The 16,096-nt window shown below is 70.8% G+C and carries 12 protein-coding genes and 1 riboswitch; of the genes, 5 read left to right on the top strand and 7 right to left on the bottom strand.

Features of this window, described 5'->3' with window-relative positions:
- Positions 1 to 19 precede the first annotated feature (19 nt).
- The gene (locus ACIBW9_RS42170) at positions 20 to 2,848 is read right to left on the bottom strand and encodes a GNAT family N-acetyltransferase (protein WP_398964075.1); all 2,829 of its coding nucleotides are present in this window, start codon (positions 2,846 to 2,848) and stop codon (positions 20 to 22) included.
- 207 nt (positions 2,849 to 3,055) lie between these two features.
- Here ACIBW9_RS42170 and ACIBW9_RS42165 point away from each other — a divergent pair, with 207 nt between their 5' ends.
- Complete coding sequence (locus ACIBW9_RS42165) at positions 3,056 to 3,337, top strand: HPr family phosphocarrier protein (RefSeq protein ID WP_030605519.1); 282 nt, start codon at positions 3,056 to 3,058, stop codon at positions 3,335 to 3,337.
- Positions 3,338 to 3,476: 139 nt separating this feature from the next.
- On the opposite strand, the gene ACIBW9_RS42160 is transcribed toward ACIBW9_RS42165, so the two are convergent.
- From ACIBW9_RS42160 to ACIBW9_RS42145, 4 genes are all read right to left on the bottom strand, one after another.
- Entirely contained in the window at positions 3,477 to 4,169 is a 693-nt protein-coding gene (locus ACIBW9_RS42160; RefSeq protein WP_398964072.1) for a GntR family transcriptional regulator, read from the bottom strand.
- A gap of 186 nt (positions 4,170 to 4,355) precedes the next feature.
- The gene (locus ACIBW9_RS42155; protein WP_398964069.1) at positions 4,356 to 5,120 is read right to left on the bottom strand and encodes a M23 family metallopeptidase; all 765 of its coding nucleotides are present in this window, start codon (positions 5,118 to 5,120) and stop codon (positions 4,356 to 4,358) included.
- Between the two features lie 12 nt (positions 5,121 to 5,132).
- Positions 5,133 to 5,297: riboswitch (cyclic di-AMP (ydaO/yuaA leader) on the bottom strand.
- A 203-nt stretch (positions 5,298 to 5,500) separates the two neighbouring features.
- Positions 5,501 to 6,889 carry a M16 family metallopeptidase gene (locus ACIBW9_RS42150; RefSeq protein WP_398964066.1) on the bottom strand — a complete coding sequence of 463 codons (1,389 nt, stop codon included), beginning with the start codon at positions 6,887 to 6,889 and terminating at the stop codon, positions 5,501 to 5,503.
- Positions 6,886 to 8,289 (bottom strand): M16 family metallopeptidase, encoded by a 1,404-nt coding sequence (locus ACIBW9_RS42145; protein WP_398964063.1) that lies wholly within the window; start codon positions 8,287 to 8,289, stop codon positions 6,886 to 6,888. The genes ACIBW9_RS42150 and ACIBW9_RS42145 overlap by 4 nt, the downstream gene beginning before the upstream one ends.
- Positions 8,290 to 8,550: 261 nt before the next feature.
- On the opposite strand from ACIBW9_RS42145, the gene ACIBW9_RS42140 reads away from it, so the two are divergent.
- Positions 8,551 to 11,007: a DNA topoisomerase (ATP-hydrolyzing) subunit A gene (locus tag ACIBW9_RS42140; protein WP_398964060.1), complete on the top strand. Its 2,457-nt coding sequence runs from the start codon at positions 8,551 to 8,553 to the stop codon at positions 11,005 to 11,007.
- Here ACIBW9_RS42140 and ACIBW9_RS42135 read toward each other — a convergent pair.
- The gene (locus tag ACIBW9_RS42135) at positions 11,004 to 12,104 is read right to left on the bottom strand and encodes a CobW family GTP-binding protein (protein ID WP_398964057.1); all 1,101 of its coding nucleotides are present in this window, start codon (positions 12,102 to 12,104) and stop codon (positions 11,004 to 11,006) included. The two genes, ACIBW9_RS42140 and ACIBW9_RS42135, sit on opposite strands and share 4 nt — an antisense overlap.
- 321 nt (positions 12,105 to 12,425) lie before the next feature.
- On the opposite strand from ACIBW9_RS42135, the gene ACIBW9_RS42130 reads away from it, so the two are divergent.
- Positions 12,426 to 12,965, top strand: coding sequence for a DUF6082 family protein (locus ACIBW9_RS42130; protein WP_398964055.1), 540 nt, complete (start codon positions 12,426 to 12,428; stop codon positions 12,963 to 12,965).
- Between the two features lie 145 nt (positions 12,966 to 13,110).
- The gene (locus ACIBW9_RS42125) at positions 13,111 to 13,347 is read left to right on the top strand and encodes a hypothetical protein (RefSeq protein ID WP_398964052.1); all 237 of its coding nucleotides are present in this window, start codon (positions 13,111 to 13,113) and stop codon (positions 13,345 to 13,347) included.
- A gap of 162 nt (positions 13,348 to 13,509) precedes the next feature.
- Here ACIBW9_RS42125 and ACIBW9_RS42120 read toward each other — a convergent pair whose 3' ends face one another.
- Positions 13,510 to 14,676 (bottom strand): citrate synthase/methylcitrate synthase, encoded by a 1,167-nt coding sequence (locus tag ACIBW9_RS42120; protein WP_398964050.1) that lies wholly within the window; start codon positions 14,674 to 14,676, stop codon positions 13,510 to 13,512.
- Between the two features lie 110 nt (positions 14,677 to 14,786).
- Between ACIBW9_RS42120 and ACIBW9_RS42115 the strand changes: the two genes are divergently transcribed.
- Positions 14,787 to 16,040 carry a citrate synthase gene (locus tag ACIBW9_RS42115; RefSeq protein WP_398964047.1) on the top strand — a complete coding sequence of 418 codons (1,254 nt, stop codon included), beginning with the start codon at positions 14,787 to 14,789 and terminating at the stop codon, positions 16,038 to 16,040.
- Positions 16,041 to 16,096 lie beyond the last annotated feature (56 nt).

Raw genomic sequence — 16,096 nt, 5'->3', positions numbered from 1 at the left:
CGCTGTCCCGGCGCACGTCTCAGTAGACGGGAAGGGTGCGCGGCCCGAGGTCGTCGCGGGCCGGTGGCGGCGCGAGGCGGACGGAGGCGCCGAGGACGGTCAGACCTCGGGGTGCGACGACGACCGGCTCCAGGGTCACCGCGACGACCTCGGGGTGGTCGTCGACCAGTCTGGACACCCTCAGCAGCAGCTCTTCCAGTGCGGGGGTGTCGACCGGGGTGGAGCCGCGCCAGCCGAACAGGAGCGGGGCCGTCCGGATCGACCGGACCAGGGAGGTGGCCTCCCGGTCGGTGACCGGGACCAGCCGGTGCGCCATGTCGCCGAGCAGCTGGGAGGCGGCTCCGGCGAGCCCGAAGGACAGGACGGCCCCGGCCGCCGGGTCGATGACGGCCCGAACCACCGTGTCCACGCCGCGTGGCGCCATCCCCTGCACCACCGGCCGGAGCTCCTCCGGCTTCCCGAACAGCTCGCTCAACTCGGCGTATGCGCGCCGCAGTTGCTCCTCGTCCGCGAGATCCAGGCGTACGCCGCCGAGGTCGGCGCGGTGGCGCAGGTGCGGGGCGGTGGCCTTCAGGGCGACGGGGTAGCCGAGGGTCTCGGCGGCCCGGACGGCGTCGTCCGGGGTGAAGGCGGGAACCGCCCTGCGCACGGGGATGCCGTACTGGCCGAGCAGTTCGCAGGTGTCCTCGGTGCCGAGCGTGAGCCCCTGCCCGCGCGCGAGCATCCGGCCGATGAGCCGGGCGGCGCCCTTCTCGTCGATGTCCTCGTACTCGGGCACCTTGCCGGGGTCGGCGCTGTCGCGGCGCCATTGCGCGTACTTCACGGCCTCACCGAGGGCACGGACGGCGCGCTCGGCGGCGGGGTAGGCGGGGATGAGGCGGGAGCAGCCGGCGGGGGCCGCGGGCTCCTGTGCGCGTGCCGTAGGGGGCAGTTGCTGTGAGGGGCGCAGTCGGCGGGTGGCGGTCGCCGTGGTGTCCGGCTGCGGTGCGGTGCTGGTCGCGGCCGACAGGGCCTCCGCGAGGCCGCCGAGCTCCACGTGCACCACGAGTACCGGCTTGCCCGGAACGGACTCGGCGGCCGATCGCAGCGCCTCCGCCAGCTCGGCATCCCCCGGCGACCCCTCGCCGATCGCCGGGATCGCGGTCACCACCACCGCATCGCACGAGTCGTCCCCGAGAGCCCGCAGCAGCGCCTGGTGGAAGTCCTCCGCCGAGGCCCCGGTGGTCAGGTCCAGCGGCCTGAGGGGCCTGAGCCCCTCGGAGAGGCAGGCGTCGTACGTGAGCAGCCCGAGGGACTCGGAGTTCCCCAGGATCGCCACCCGTGGGCCGGCCGGCAGAGGCTGCCGCGCGAGCAGCAGGCCCGCGTCGACCAGCTCGGTGATCGTGTCCACGCGGATCAGGCCGGCCTGCCCGAGCAGCGCGGACACCGTCGCGTGCGGCAACCGGGTGGCCCGTACGGCGTGTCCCTGGGGGGCGGATCCGGCGCCCTGGACCACGACCAGGGGCTTGGCGGCGGCCGTGCGACGGGCGAGGCGGGTGAACTTGCGCGGGTTGCCGATGGACTCCAGGTACATGAGGACGACATCGGTGTCCGGGTCGTCGTACCAGTACTGGATCAGGTCGTTGCCGGACACGTCCGCGCGGTTGCCGGACGACACGAAGGTGGACACGCCCGTGACTCCGGTGACACCGCCGCCGCGGCGCTGCAGCCGGGACAGCAGCGCGATGCCGATGGCGCCGGACTGGGCGAACAGGCCGATCCGGCCGGGGCGGGGCATCTCGGGGGCGAGTGAGGCGTTCAGCCGTACCTCGGAGGACGTGTTGATGATCCCGAAGGCGTTCGGCCCGATGATCCGCATGCCGTACGTGCGCGCGTGCCGTACGAGTTCGCGCTGGCGCTCGCGCCCCTCGGGCCCGCTCTCGGCGTACCCGGCGGAGACGACGACGAGTCCCTGCACGCCGTGCTCTCCGCACTCGGTGACGGCCTCGGGGACGTGTTCGGCCGGCACGGCGACGACCGCGAGGTCGACGGGGCCGTCGATGTCCCGGACGGAGCGGTGCGCGGGGACGCCGGCGAGCTCCTTGACGTCTTCGGGGAGCGCCTTGTTCACGGCGTACAGCGCCCCGGTGAAGCCCGAGTCACGGATGTTGTCGAGGATGCTGCGGCCCACCCCTCCGGGGGTGCGGCCGGCGCCGACGACGGCGACCGAGCCGGGCACCAGCAGCCGTCGTACGGACCGGGCCTCGGCGCGCTGCTCACGCGCGCGCTGGACGGCGAGGGAGCGGTCGGTGGGTTCGAGGTCGAACTCCAGGCGTACGACGCCGTCCTCGAAGCTGCGCTGCTGGGTGTACCCGGCGTCCGTGAACACCTTGATCATCTTGTTGTTGGCCGGCAGCACCTCGGCGGCGAAGCGGCGGATGCCGCGCTCCCGGGCGACCGCACCGATGTGTTCGAGGAGGGCGGAGGCGACGCCGCGCCCCTGGTGGGCGTCCTGCACGAGGAAGGCGACCTCGGCCTCGTCGGCCGGAGCTGACGCGGGCATGCCGTCGGCGCCGATGCGGTCATAGCGTACGGTGGCGATGAACTCGCCGCCGACCGTGGCCGCGAGTCCCACCCGGTCCACAAAGTCGTGGTGCGTGAAGCGGTGGACGTCCTTGGCGGACAGACGAGGGTAGGGCGCGAAGAAGCGGTAGTACTTCGACTCGTCCGAAACCTGCTCGTAGAAGCTGACCAGGCGCTCGGCGTCATCAACGGTGATGGGGCGGATGCGCGCGGTGCCGCCGTCGCGCAGCACCACGTCGGCCTCCCAGTGGGCGGGGTACTCGTGCCGGTCCGGCGAGGTCTGCATGGGCCCCAGAGTACGGCTCGCGTCCGACAACGGCGCGAGGCAGTCTGTGGAGAACACGGCAGTCCGTTGAGAAGAGAACAAGGACGGAAGTCGGGCCGAGGCCGCGGTCCGACTGCCCACCCCGGACGGGCACAGGACCGCTCCGGAGACGTTTCACGTGTGGGAAACTGGTCTAGACAACCCTGAGACACTGAAGGGCAGCATCACATGGCTGAGCGCCGCGTCAACGTCGGCTGGGCCGAGGGCCTCCACGCCCGCCCCGCTTCCATCTTCGTCCGGGCCGCCACGGCCGCAGGTATCCCGGTGACGATCGCCAAGGCCGACGGCAACCCCGTCAACGCGGCCTCCATGCTGGCCGTTCTCGGCCTGGGCGCCCAGGGCGGCGAGGAGATCGTGCTCGCCTCCGAGGCAGAGGGTGCGGACGTCGCCCTCGACCGGCTGGCGAAGCTGGTCTCCGAGGGGCTCGAGGAGCTTCCCGAGACCGTCTGATCACGGCACCACAGAAGGGCTCGTCCGAATTGCCGGGCGAGCCCTTTGCTTTTCCCGCGCAGGGGCGACTGAATTACCGGTCGCGGGCAGCAGAAATAATGCCCCGCGAATTGTTCCCTCTTTGTATACGGCGCCCGTGTTAATGCCGCAGGCCCGACATGTTTACGGCATGTTGCGAGTTCCTCACACCGTTCGCCCGCTCCGGGCCGCCGAACCGCAGCCGGTGCGCCGCGCTCGAACGCTCGGTGTGCAGCGTGGTGACCGCCCGCGCGCGCTCGCTGTCGCCGCGGGCCACAGCGTCGACGATCGCGCCGTGCTCCGCCCAGGACTCCACGGGGTTGGCGGGCGCCTCCACGGCGTACATCCAGGCGATCTTGTGGCGCAGCTGGGTCAGCATCGAGGTCAGCGCGGGGCTGCCGGAGGCCTGGGCGAGCGTCTCGTGGAACCAGCCCCCCAGGGAGCGCAGATCCTCGCTGTTGCCCCGCCTGGCCCGCTCCTGGCCCAGTCTGACCAGGCCGCGCAGCACCTTGAGATGGGCGTCGGTGCGCCGCTGGGCGGCCCGGGAGGCGCCGAGCGGTTCCAGCAGCATGCGCATCTCCAGCAGGTCGGCGGCCTCCTGCTCGGTCGGTTCCGCGACGCACGCGCCCGCGTGCCGCCGCGTCACCACGAAGCCCTCGGCCTCCAGGGTGCGCAGGGCCTCGCGCACGGGGACGCGTGAGACGCCGTAGCGGCGCGCGAGGAGTTCCTCGGTGAGCCGGCTGCCACGCTCGTAGACACCGGCGACGATGTCGTCCCGGATCGCCGTGCACACCGAGTGCGCCGGAATACGCATGACCGACCTCCGACTTAATCCCCGTGAAACGTCGATGATTGACGTGTATCGGTGACTCTATTGCACCGGGCCGGAATTTCCGACGGCGGGCCGGAATCCATGGATATTTTTTGGACAGCAGGGTGGCAGAAACACCGAAAGCCCCGGCTCGGGAGCCGGGGCTTCAGCAGATCCTGCGATCCGTCGTCAGACGTTCACGCCGTGCGAGCGCAGGTAGGCGACGGGGTCGATGTCCGAGCCGTACTCGGGGGTCGTACGGGCCTCGAAGTGCAGATGCGGTCCGGTGGTGTTGCCGGTCGCGCCGGAGAGGCCTATCGGCTGGCCCGGGGTGACCGTCTGGCCCACCGAGACGCCGATGGACGACAGATGGCCGTACTGGGTGTACGTGCCGTCGTTCATCTTGATCACGATCTGGTTGCCGTAGGCGCCGCCCCAGCCGGTCTGGACGACGGTGCCGGCGCCGACCGCGTGGACGGTCGTGCCGCTCGCGGCGTGGAAGTCGATGCCGGTGTGACTGCCGGAGGACCACAGGGAGCTGCTGGCCCGGTAGCCGGTGGAGACGTACGAGTCCGATATCGGCGCCACGAACGTGTTGAGGCGCTTGCGCTCGGCCTCGCGGGCGGCGCGCTCCTTGGCCTCGCGCTCCTGCTTGGCCTGGGCGGCGGCCTTCTCGCGTGCCGCCTCCAGGGCGGCCTTCTTGAGCGCGGCCTCCTCGGCGGCCTGCTTCTGGGCGTCGGCCTGGGCGTCGATCTTGTCGGCGATGGTGTCGCCGATGGTGATGACGGGGGTGAGGCCGGTCTGCTCGACGGCGGTGTCGGCGGCCAGCGCGGGCGCCGCGAGGGTGCCGATGACGCCGGTGGCGGCGAGGGCCGCGACCCCGGCGGCGCGGGTGGTGGTGCGGTGCATCCGCGTGGGACGACGGTGCTTCCCGGTGGCGCGCGTGAACGCCATGTGGTGGCTGATCCTTTCCTTCCCTCTCGCCTACCGGGTTAGCTGACGGGTTCGGAGCAGGAAGGTCTCCTACGGACCCCCTCGCTGTATGCGCGGGCGTCCGATTCACCCCAGGGACTGCGGTGGGTCCCCGGCTCCCCTGGCTCGCGCCGTACGGGGACTCGGCGATGGCTGTCCGGTGCCGCGGATGCGGCGCGGTGCCTGACGGACAGCCCGAAAGACGCTAAGCGGGGCCGCTTTCAATCCCCAAACGGATCACGGTGTTTGTAGCGCATCCCACAGGGCAGACAGGCAACTCTCCTTCGATTCTCCGCTAATTCGGACATAAGAGGGCCCTGGTGACGCATCCGTCACCAGGGCCGCGTCACGCGCGCGTGCCGCTACTCGGCCGACACCACCGTGACTTCACCGATCCCGAGCGCCTCGACGGGCTCCTTGATCTGCGCCGCGTCGCCGACGAGAACCGTCACCAGACGGTCCACCGGGAAGGCGCTCACGACCGCCGCGGTGGCCTCCACGGTGCCGGTCGCGGCGAGCTGCTGGTACAGCGTGGCCTGGTAGTCGTCGGGCAGGTGCTGCTCGACCTGGTCGGCCAGAGTGCTCGCCACGGCCGCCGCGGTCTCGTACTTCAGCGGCGCCACACCGACGAGGTTCTGTACGGCGACATCGCGCTCGGCGTCGGTGAGGCCGCCCTCGGCGAGGGTCCGGAGCACCTTCCAGAGGTCGTCGAGCGCCGGGCCGGTGTTCGGGGTGTCGACGGAGCCGCTGATGGCGAGCATCGCGGCACCGGAGCCGTCCGGGGCGGACCTGAGGACCTGGCCGAACGCGCGCACACCGTAGGTGTAGCCCTTCTCCTCGCGCAGGACGCGGTCCAGGCGCGAGGTCAGGGTGCCGCCGAGGCAGTACGTGCCGAGCACCTGCGCGGGCCACACGCGGTCGTGCCGGTCGGCGCCGACGCGGCCGATGAGCAGCTGCGTCTGGACGGCGCCGGGACGGTCGACGATGATCACGCGCCCGGTGTCGTCCGCGGTCACCGGGGGCACGGGGCGGGGTTCGGCCTTGGAGCCGGTCCAGGCGCCCAGGGTGTCGCCGAGCAGCGCGTCCAGGTCGATGCCGGTGAGGTCGCCGACGATGACGGCGGTGGCGGTGGCGGGCCGGACATGGCGGTCGTAGAAGGCGCGTACGGCCGCCGCGTCGATCTTCTCGACAGTCTCCTCGGTGCCCTGGCGCGGGCGCGACATGCGCGAGGTCGCCGGGAACAGCTCCTTGGAGAGCTCCTTCGCGGCACGGCGCGAGGGGTTGGCCAGCTCGTGCGGGATCTCGTCCAGGCGGTTGCGTACCAGCCGCTCGACCTCGCTGTCGGCGAACGCGGGCGCCCTGAGGGCGTCGGCGAGCAGACCGAGGGCCTTGGCGAGACGGGAGGCCGGGACCTCGAGGCTCAGACGTACGCCCGGGTGGTCGGCGTGCGAGTCGAGGGTGGCGCCGCAGCGCTCCAGCTCGGCGGCGAAGTCCTCCGCGGAGTGCTTGTCGGTGCCCTCCGAGAAGGCCCGCGCCATGATCGTGGCGACGCCTTCGAATCCGGCCGGCTCGGCCTCCAGGGGTGCGTCCAGGAGCACCTCGACGGCGACGACCTGCTGGCCGGGGCGGTGGCAGCGCAGGACGGTCAGGCCGTTGTCGAGCGCGCCGCGCTCGGGGGACGGGAACGCCCACGGCCTGGCCTCGCCCGCCCGGGGCTGCGGGTGGAACTGCATCGTGGCGAGCTCGGTCACTTGGCCGCCTCCTCGTTCTGGTCGGTGGCTTCCACCGTGGCTTCGGACTCGGGGTCTTCGGGGAAGTCCTCGTCCTGGGTGTGCTCCGCGGACTCGGGCGAGAGCGGCTCGTAGACGAGCACCGCGCGGTTGTCGGGGCGCAGACGGGCCTTGGCGACCTCTTGGACCTCCTCGGCCGTCACCTCCAGGACGCGCTGGACGGCGGTGAGGGCGAGCTGCGGGTCGCCGAAGAGGACGGCGTACCGGCACAGTTCGTCGGCGCGGCCCGCGACCGTGCCGAGCCGGTCCAGCCACTCGCGCTCCAACTGGGCCTGGGCGCGCTCCATTTCCTCGGCCGTGGGGCCCTCCGCGGCGAACCGGGCGAGTTCCTCGTCGATGGCGGCCTCGATGACCGGCACCTCGACGTCACCGGAGGTCTTCACGTCCAGCCAGCCGAGGGAGGGCGCCCCGGCCAGCCGCAGCAGCCCGAATCCGGCCGCGACGGCCGTGCGGTCGCGCCGCACCAGCCGGTTGTAGAGGCGGGAGGACTCGCCGCCGCCGAGGACGGTGAGCGCCAGGTCGGCGGCGTCGGCCTCGCGCGTGCCGTCCTGCGGCAGCCGGTAGGCCGCCATCAGGGCGCGCGCCGGGACCTCCTCCTCGATGACCTCGCGCAGCTGCTCACCGATGATCTCGGGTAGCGAGCCGTCACGCGGCTCCGGCTTCCCGTCGTGCGGGGCGATGGACCCGAAGTACTTCTCGATCCAGGCGAGCGTCTGTTCCGGGTCGATGTCGCCGACGACCGAGAGGACGGCGTTGTTGGGCGCGTAGTAGGTGCGGAAGAACGCGCGCGCGTCCTCCAGGGTCGCCGCGTCCAGGTCGGCCATCGAGCCGATCGGCGTGTGGTGGTAGGGGTGGCCCTCCGGGTAGACGAGAGCGGTCAGCCTCTCGAACGCCGTGCCGTACGGCACGTTGTCGTAGCGCTGCCTGCGCTCGTTCTTTACGACGTCCCGCTGGTTTTCCATGGACTCGTCGTCGAGGGCGGCGAGCAGGGAGCCCATCCGGTCGGCCTCCAGCCAGAGGGCGAGCTCCAACTGGTGGGCGGGCATGGTCTCGAAGTAGTTGGTGCGCTCGAAGCTGGTGGTGCCGTTCAGCGAGCCGCCGGCGCCCTGCACCAGCTCGAAGTGCCCGTTGCCCTTGACCTGACCGGAGCCCTGGAACATCAGGTGCTCGAAAAGGTGAGCCAGGCCGGTACGTCCCTTGACTTCGTGGCGCGAGCCGACGTCGTACCAGAGGCACACCGCCGCGACCGGGGTCAGGTGATCCTCCGAGAGCACCACGCGCAGGCCGTTGGCCAGGCGGTGCTCGGTCGCTGTCAGGCCCCCGGTGCCTGCCTGGTCTGTGGCCGTGTGACCCATGGGCATGTACGTCCCTTCGCCTCGCGGATGCGGTGGTTCGAACCGCGGTTTTCCTGCCGGTCCTGCCACTGTATGCAAGCGTGCAGATCGTCGGCGAAGTTCCCGGGCGACGTACGCCCACAGCGGATCGCGTAGCCTTCCGCCACGCCGGGAACCTACGTCGACGCCAGGTCCTCGTCCGCGTTGTCAGTGCCGCGGTCCACAATGGTCGCGTCAGAACCCGTTCACGCTTCAGCGCGAGCAGCCAGAAAAGAGGAGCCGGCAGCGATGGCCCGCCGCAGCACGAAGACCCCGCCGCCCGACGACTCGTTCGAGGAGCGCATCCTCGACATCGACGTCGTCGACGAGATGCAGGGCTCCTTCCTCGAGTACGCGTACTCGGTCATCTACTCCCGAGCCCTGCCCGACGCCCGCGACGGCCTCAAGCCGGTCCACCGCCGCATCGTCTACCAGATGAACGAGATGGGACTGCGCCCGGACCGCGGCTATGTGAAGTGCGCGCGCGTGGTCGGCGAGGTGATGGGCAAGCTGCACCCGCACGGCGACGCGTCGATCTACGACGCCCTGGTGCGCATGGCCCAGCCCTTCTCCATGCGCGTGCCGCTCGTCGACGGCCACGGCAACTTCGGCTCGCTGGGCAACGACGACCCGCCGGCCGCCATGCGGTACACCGAGTGCCGCCAGGCGCAGGCGACGAGCCTGATGACGGAGTCGATCGACGAGGACACGGTCGACTTCGCGCCCAATTACGACGGCCAGGAGCAGGAGCCGGTCGCCCTGCCCGCGGCGTTCCCGAACCTGCTGGTGAACGGCTCGTCGGGCATCGCGGTCGGCATGGCGACGAACATGCCGCCGCACAACCTCGCCGAGGTCATCGCGGCCGCCCGGCATCTGATCCGCTACCCGGGCGCGGACCTCGACGCCCTGATGAAGCACGTTCCCGGCCCGGACCTGCCCACCGGCGGCCGCATCGTCGGCCTCTCCGGCATCCGGGACGCGTACGAGACGGGCCGCGGTACCTTCAGGATCCGTGCCACGGTCGAGATCGAGACCGTCACCGCCCGCCGCAAGGGCCTGGTCGTCACCGAACTGCCCTTCGCGGTCGGCCCGGAGAAGGTGATCGCCAAGATCAAGGACCTGGTCGGTTCGAAGAAGATCCAGGGCATCGCCGACGTCAAGGACCTCACCGACCGCGAGCACGGTCTGCGCCTGGTCATCGAGATCAAGAACGGCTTCGTGCCGGAGGCCGTCCTGGAGCAGCTGTACAAGCTGACGCCGATGGAGGAGTCGTTCGGCATCAACAACGTCGCACTGGTGGACGGCCAGCCGCTCACCCTGGGCCTCAAGGAGCTCCTGGAGGTCTACCTCGACCACCGCTTCGAGGTCGTGCGCCGCCGCAGCGAGTTCCGACGCACCAAGCGCCGCGACCGGCTGCACCTGGTGGAGGGCCTGCTGACGGCTCTCGTCGACATCGACGAGGTCATCCGGCTGATCCGCTCCAGCGAGAACAGCGCGCAGGCGAAGGAACGCCTGATGGAACGCTTCTCGCTCTCGGAGATCCAGACCCAGTACATCCTCGACACGCCGCTGCGCCGCCTCACCAAGTACGACCGCATCGAGCTGGAGTCGGAGAAGGAGAAGCTGAACGCGGAGATCGCGGAGCTGACCCGGATCCTGGAGTCGGACGCGGAGCTGCGCAAGCTGGTCTCCTCGGAACTGGCCGCGGTGGCCAAGAAGTTCGGCACCGAGCGGCGTACGGTCCTGCTGGAGGCCTCCGGCGCCCCGGCGGCCGCCGTACCGCTGCAGGTCGCGGACGACCCGTGCCGGGTGCTGCTCTCCTCCACGGGCCTGCTGGCCCGCACGTCGAACGGGGAGCCCTTCCCGGAGGACGCCGACGCCCGGCGCACCAAGCACGACGTGATCGTGTCGGCGGTCCCGGCGACGGCACGCGGCGAGATCGGCGCGGTGACCTCCTCGGGCCGCCTCCTGCGGATCAACGTCGTCGACCTTCCCCAGCTGCCGGAGACGGCGTCGGCGCCGAACCTCTCCGGCGGTGCGCCCCTGTCGGAGTTCCTCTCCCTGGAGGACGACGAGACGGTGGTCTGCCTCACCACGCTGGACGAGTCCTCCCCCGGTCTCGCCCTCGGCACCGAACAGGGCGTCGTCAAGCGTGTGGTCCCCGACTACCCGTCCAACAAGGAGGAGTTGGAGGTCATCACGCTCAAGGAGGGCGACCGGATCGTCGGCGCGGTCGAGCTGCGCACCGGTGAGGAAGACCTGGTCTTCATCACGGACGACGCACAGCTGCTGCGCTACCAGGCCTCGCAGGTCCGGCCCCAGGGCCGGCCGGCGGGCGGTATGGCGGGCATCAAGCTCACCGAGGGCGCGAAGGTCATCTCCTTCACTGCGGTGGACCCGGCGGCGGACGCGGTCGTGTTCACGGTCGCGGGCTCGCGCGGCACGCTCGACGACTCGGTCCAGACGACGGCCAAGCTGACCCCGTTCGACCAGTACCCGCGCAAGGGCCGCGCCACCGGCGGCGTGCGCTGCCAGCGCTTCCTGAAGGGCGAGGACTGTCTGTCCCTGGCCTGGGCGGGTGCCGTCCCGGCCAAGGCGGCCCAGAAGAACGGCACCCCGGCCGAGCTCCCGGAGCTCGACCCGCGCCGCGACGGCTCGGGCGTGTCCCTGCCGAAGACGGTGGCGGTGGTGGCGGGCCCCGTCTAGGCCGGCGGCTCCACGAGATCCGCTTCCGGATCCTGTACGTAGCGCAGGACGCCCCACATACCGTGCTCATCGGCGGTGTGCGGGGCGTCGCTTTTGCACGCCTCCAGTTCCTTGCCGAGGGCGGGCGCGTCGATGCCGGAGCCGATGAGAACCAGCTGGGTGAGGCGGGCATCGCCCGGTGCCCAGGGCTGCGGGTAGAACCGGAGGAAGCGCCCCACCGCGTGCACGGCGTAGCGGTTGTGGACGTCGTACGCCCCGAAGTCGACGTACCCCTTGATCCGGTACAGCCCCTCGGGCCTGCTGTCGAGGAACTCCATCAACCGGCGTGGATCCAGGGGCACTTCGGAGCTGAAGGACAGGCTGTCGTAGGCCGTGTGCAGATGACCGGCGTGGCCGTGCTCGCCGTGTTCCTCATGTGCACCGCCTTCGCCCTCTTCGCCGTGTTCATGCAGGTCGTCGAAGGACAACTGCCCGATGCGCTCCTCGCTGGGCCTGCAGTCGAAGAGGAACTCGGGATCGATGCGGCCGTAAGTGGCCGGGACGACCGCTGCACGGTCGACGAGGGAGCGGACGAGCCCGAGGACGCGTTCCGCGTCCGGTGCCCGGTCGAGCTTGTTGACGACGACGAGGTCGGCGAGGGCGAGGTGCCGGTCGATCTCTGGGTGCTTCACGCGCGTGTCGTCGAACTCGGCGGCGTCGACGACCTCGACGAGTCCGCCGTACACGATCCCCGGTTGCTCACTGGCGAGCACCATGCGGACGAGTTCCTGGGGCTCGGCGAGGCCGCTGGCCTCGATCACGATGACGTCGATGCCGGCGGAGGGCCGGGCGAGCCGCTCGAGGTAGAGGTCGAGCTCGCTGACGTCCACGGCACAGCACAGACAGCCGTTCCCGAGCGAGACGGTGGAGTCGCCGAGCGCTCCGGCCACGGCCATGGCGTCGATCTCGATGGCACCGAAGTCATTGACGACGGCACCGATACGGCTGCCACCGCTGCGATGGAGGAGGTGGTTGAGGAGGGTGGTCTTGCCGGAGCCCAGGAATCCGGCGAGCACGACGACCGGGATCTGCCGGGGGCTGTGGCTCGGCTGACTCAACGTGCGACCTCTCTGACACCGACGCGTGCACCGGATCGCGCTCCCGGCGCACGCACGAGGATTGAATGCCGGACCAGGATACGAGCCGGAATAATCCCCGCGAAGTGAACGATTGTTAGCAGCACTTGCGGGGCAGACGTTGGGCAAGGCGCCTGAGCGTGCGACCCTCGCTTCCCTCCGTGCGCCTCCTCTCCGCCTCCCTGCCGACCAGAGCCGCTCGGCACCCTGGGAGACGGCAAGCGCCGCCCACCGCTCGCCGGTCCCCATCAGTCGACCCGCACCCCGACGACCGGCGGACGGCCGCCTGACTCGGGGGTTGACATGGCCACACAGAAATCTGGGACGCGGGGGTTCGGTGCCGCCGCAGCCGCGGGGGCCGCCTTCGCCTTGGGAGCCCTCACCGTCGTCGCCGCGTACCAGCGCTGGTACGCGGACCCGCGCTCACGCACCGAACAACTCGATGCGCAACGAGCGCGGCTTGTCGACTATCAGCGCCTTCAGCTCCGCTTGCTCGACAAGGCCATGGACGATCCTCAACTGGCCGCCGTGCTGAGCACCGTCGAAACGGACTCGCCTGCGCAGCGGCGGCAGTACCTCTTCGCGAACGCCCTCTACGCCAATGCCGTCTTCGGCTACCGCATCGGCATCGCCGATCTGGAAGAGCTGCGGGGGCACCTTCGGGTACTGGTCCGCAATGCCGTCTTCCGCGCGTACTGGGAAGCCACCCGCCCGCACCGGGCCAGCCTGCAGAACGACTCGGAAGAGGGACGTGTCGGCATGATGGTGGACACCCTCATTCGCAATCTGGATGAGGCCGACACGGACGAATGGTGGGTGGTGGGTGAACCTCCTGCTGAATGAAGGCGGTGCAAACAAAGGGTCAACACGCTACCGGATGCGGCCAGTTGGCCCACTGGTACGGCCGTCCGAGTGGTAACGTCTGCTGTATTCTCCGTCCCCATGAGTCACAGTGAGTAACAACCGACGCATGAGGACCTGATCCCCCTTGAAAATCGTGCGCCGGATCGGCGCCTCCCCACGCGAGCGCGGCAGCATGTCAGGTGAGACCTGCCCGGACATCTTCGAGCTGAGCGACGGCAACTTCGCGGTCATCGGAACCGAGGCCACCGCAGAGCTCGACGACCTGCTCCCTTCCGACGCGGCCCGCGCCGACCATGAGCGGATCGTGATTGTGAGCAGGGAAACCCTGGTCCGCGCCAAAACGGACATCCCTGACGCCTGACCCCCTCGGGCGACGAGCCACCCTCGCCTCGTTGCCCGTCCCGTCGCCCCGCCGCGCCCCATCGAGGAGCGGTACGGGCCGTCCCGAGCAGTTCGACACCTCGGCCACTGCTCTGTCCTCAGCGTAGGCCCGGCGCCAGAAGCACCGGGCCGCACGTATGTCTCAGACCGCCCTGGGCACCGCCACCGGCGCCCCCGGCCCCACATACCGCGCCACCGGCCGGATGATCTTCGAGTCCTCCGCCTGTTCCAGGATGTTCGCGCTCCAGCCCACCACCCGCGCCGCCGCGAACGTCGGGGTGAACATCTCTCGGGGCAGGCCGCACAGTTCCATGACCACGCCCGCGTAGAACTCGACGTTCGTGTGGAGTTCGCGGCCGGGCTTCAGTTCCGCCAGGATGCTCTCGACGTGACGCTCGACCTCCACGGCGAACTCCACGCGCGGCCCGCCGAAACTCTGGGCCACCTCGCGCAGCATCCGGGAACGAGGGTCCTCGGTGCGGTACACGGGGTGGCCGAAGCCCATGATGCGGTCACCGGCGAGGACGCGTTCACGGATCCAGGGGTCGATGCGGTCCGGGGTGCCGATCGCGTCCAGAGTGTCCAGCGCGCGGCTGGGCGCACCACCGTGCAGCGGACCGGAGAGCGCCCCCACGGCTCCGACCAGACAGGCGGCGACATCCGCTCCCGTCGAGGCGATGACCCGCGCCGTGAAGGTTGATGCATTGAAGCCGTGATCAATGGTTGAGATCAAGTACTGCTCGACCGCCCGGGCCCGCTTCGGCTCCGGCACCGAACCCGTCAGCATGTAGAGGTAGTTGGCCGCACAGGAGAGGTCCTCCCGGGGTTCCACCGGTTCGAGACCGCGACCCAGCCGGTACAGCGCCGTGAGCAGGGTCGGCACGGCCGAGGCCGCCACGAGGGTGTCCTGACGGCGGGCGGCCGCGTCGACGTCGTACACCGGCCGGAAGCCCTTCGCCGCACCGAGCAGCGACAGCGCGGTGCGCATACCGGCCAACGGGCCCGACCGCCCGCTCGCCGCCGCTATGGCGGGCAGTGCCGCCCGCACCTCGTCGGGCAGCCGCCGCAGGGCGGCCGTTTCGGAGATGAACGCCGCACGCTGTGCCTCGTCCGGCAGCTCGCCGTGGACCAGGAGATACCAGACGTCCTCGAAGCCGCGAGTCTGCGCGAGCTCGACGGCCGAGTACTGGCGGTAGTGGTAGAAGCCCTCGAACCCCCGGACGTCCCCGATCTCGGTGTCGGTGACGACGACGCCGGCGAGCCCCCGCGGCACGTCGACGGTGGCGGCGGCTGACCTGTTGACGGACATTGATTCCTCCCTGGACTTGAGTCAACTGTCGATGCTTGACTAATTCCCTGTCAATATTGATTGAATCAATGCTTTGCATCCATGCGTCGTGATGTGGATACGGTGACCCCATGCGCGATCAAGACCCTTCCGCCGGTCACGCCGAACGCCGGCTGACCACCAAGGAAGCCGCCGAACTGCTGGGCGTGAAGCCCGAGACCGTGTACGCGTACGTGAGCCGCGGCCAGCTCGGCAGCCGCCGCGTCCCCGGCGGCCGGGGCAGCACCTTCGACGCCAAGGAGGTGGAGGCACTCGCCCGGCGCAACAGGCGGGAGAGCAGCGGGAGTTCATCCTCGGGCGGGGAACTCTCCGTGCGGACGCGCATCACCCTCATCGAGGCGGACCGCTACTTCTTCCGCGGCGTCGACGCCACCGAACTGGCCACGCGCCACTCCTACGAAGAGGTCGCCGAGTGGCTCTGGACCGGCCGGCTGCGCCCCGGCATGGTGTTCACCGCACCCGAGGTCCCCGTCGCGCTGGCCCGCCGTGCCGTCGACGCGCTGCCCGAACACACCGGACCGACCGACCGGCTGCGGGTTGCGGCGATCGCCGCCGCGGTGGCGGACCCGCTGCGCTTCGACCTCTCCGAGGAGGCCGTGCTCGGCACCGCGCGCACGCTCATCCCCACCCTGGTCGCGGCCCTGCCGCCGGCCCGGCGTGGCCACCGTGACGAGGGCCCGCTGGCCCGCCGCCTGTGGTCGCGGCTGACCGGAGTCGACCCCGACGAGGCCTCGCTGCGCGTGCTGGACACCGCGCTCGCCCTGCTCGTCGACCACGACCTCGCCGCCTCGACGCTCGCCGTGCGCGTCGCCGCCTCGGCCCGCGCCCACGCCTACGCGGCCGTCTCCGCCGGGCTCGGCGTGCTGGAAGGCCCCCTGCACGGAGCGGCCAGCGGCCTCGCCCACCGGCTGCTGCTCGACGTGCTCGACGAGGGCAGTGCGGCCCCCGTCATCGCGGAAGAGCTGCGGGCGGGCCGCCGCATCCCGGGGCTCGGCCACCGGCTCTATCCCGGCGAGGACCCACGCGCGCGGGTCCTGTTCGGCCTCCTGGAGGAGATCCCCCGCGCGGCGCCCGCCCTGGCCGCGGCCCGCGACATCGTGGCCACCACCGCCCGCCACACTCCGCTGCACGCCAATGTCGACCTGGCCCTGGCCGTGCTCACCGCGTCCTCGGGGATGCCCTCCACCGCGGGCGAGACCGTCTTCGCCGTGGCGCGCACGGCGGGCTGGATCGCCCATGCGCTCGAGGAGTACGGGGAACGCCCGCTGCGCATGCGGCCCAGTGGACACTACGTCGGCCCGAAGCCGCCCCAGCCGCTGCCGTAGCGGGATCACCCCGGTCGGCGCAGGACATGGACGCGGCCGGAAGTCACGGTGCACCA

It is taken from the genome of Streptomyces sp. NPDC049541 (assembly GCF_044465725.1).
Lineage (GTDB): Bacteria > Actinomycetota > Actinomycetes > Streptomycetales > Streptomycetaceae > Streptomyces.
This window is presented reverse-complemented; position numbering and strand designations above follow the sequence as displayed.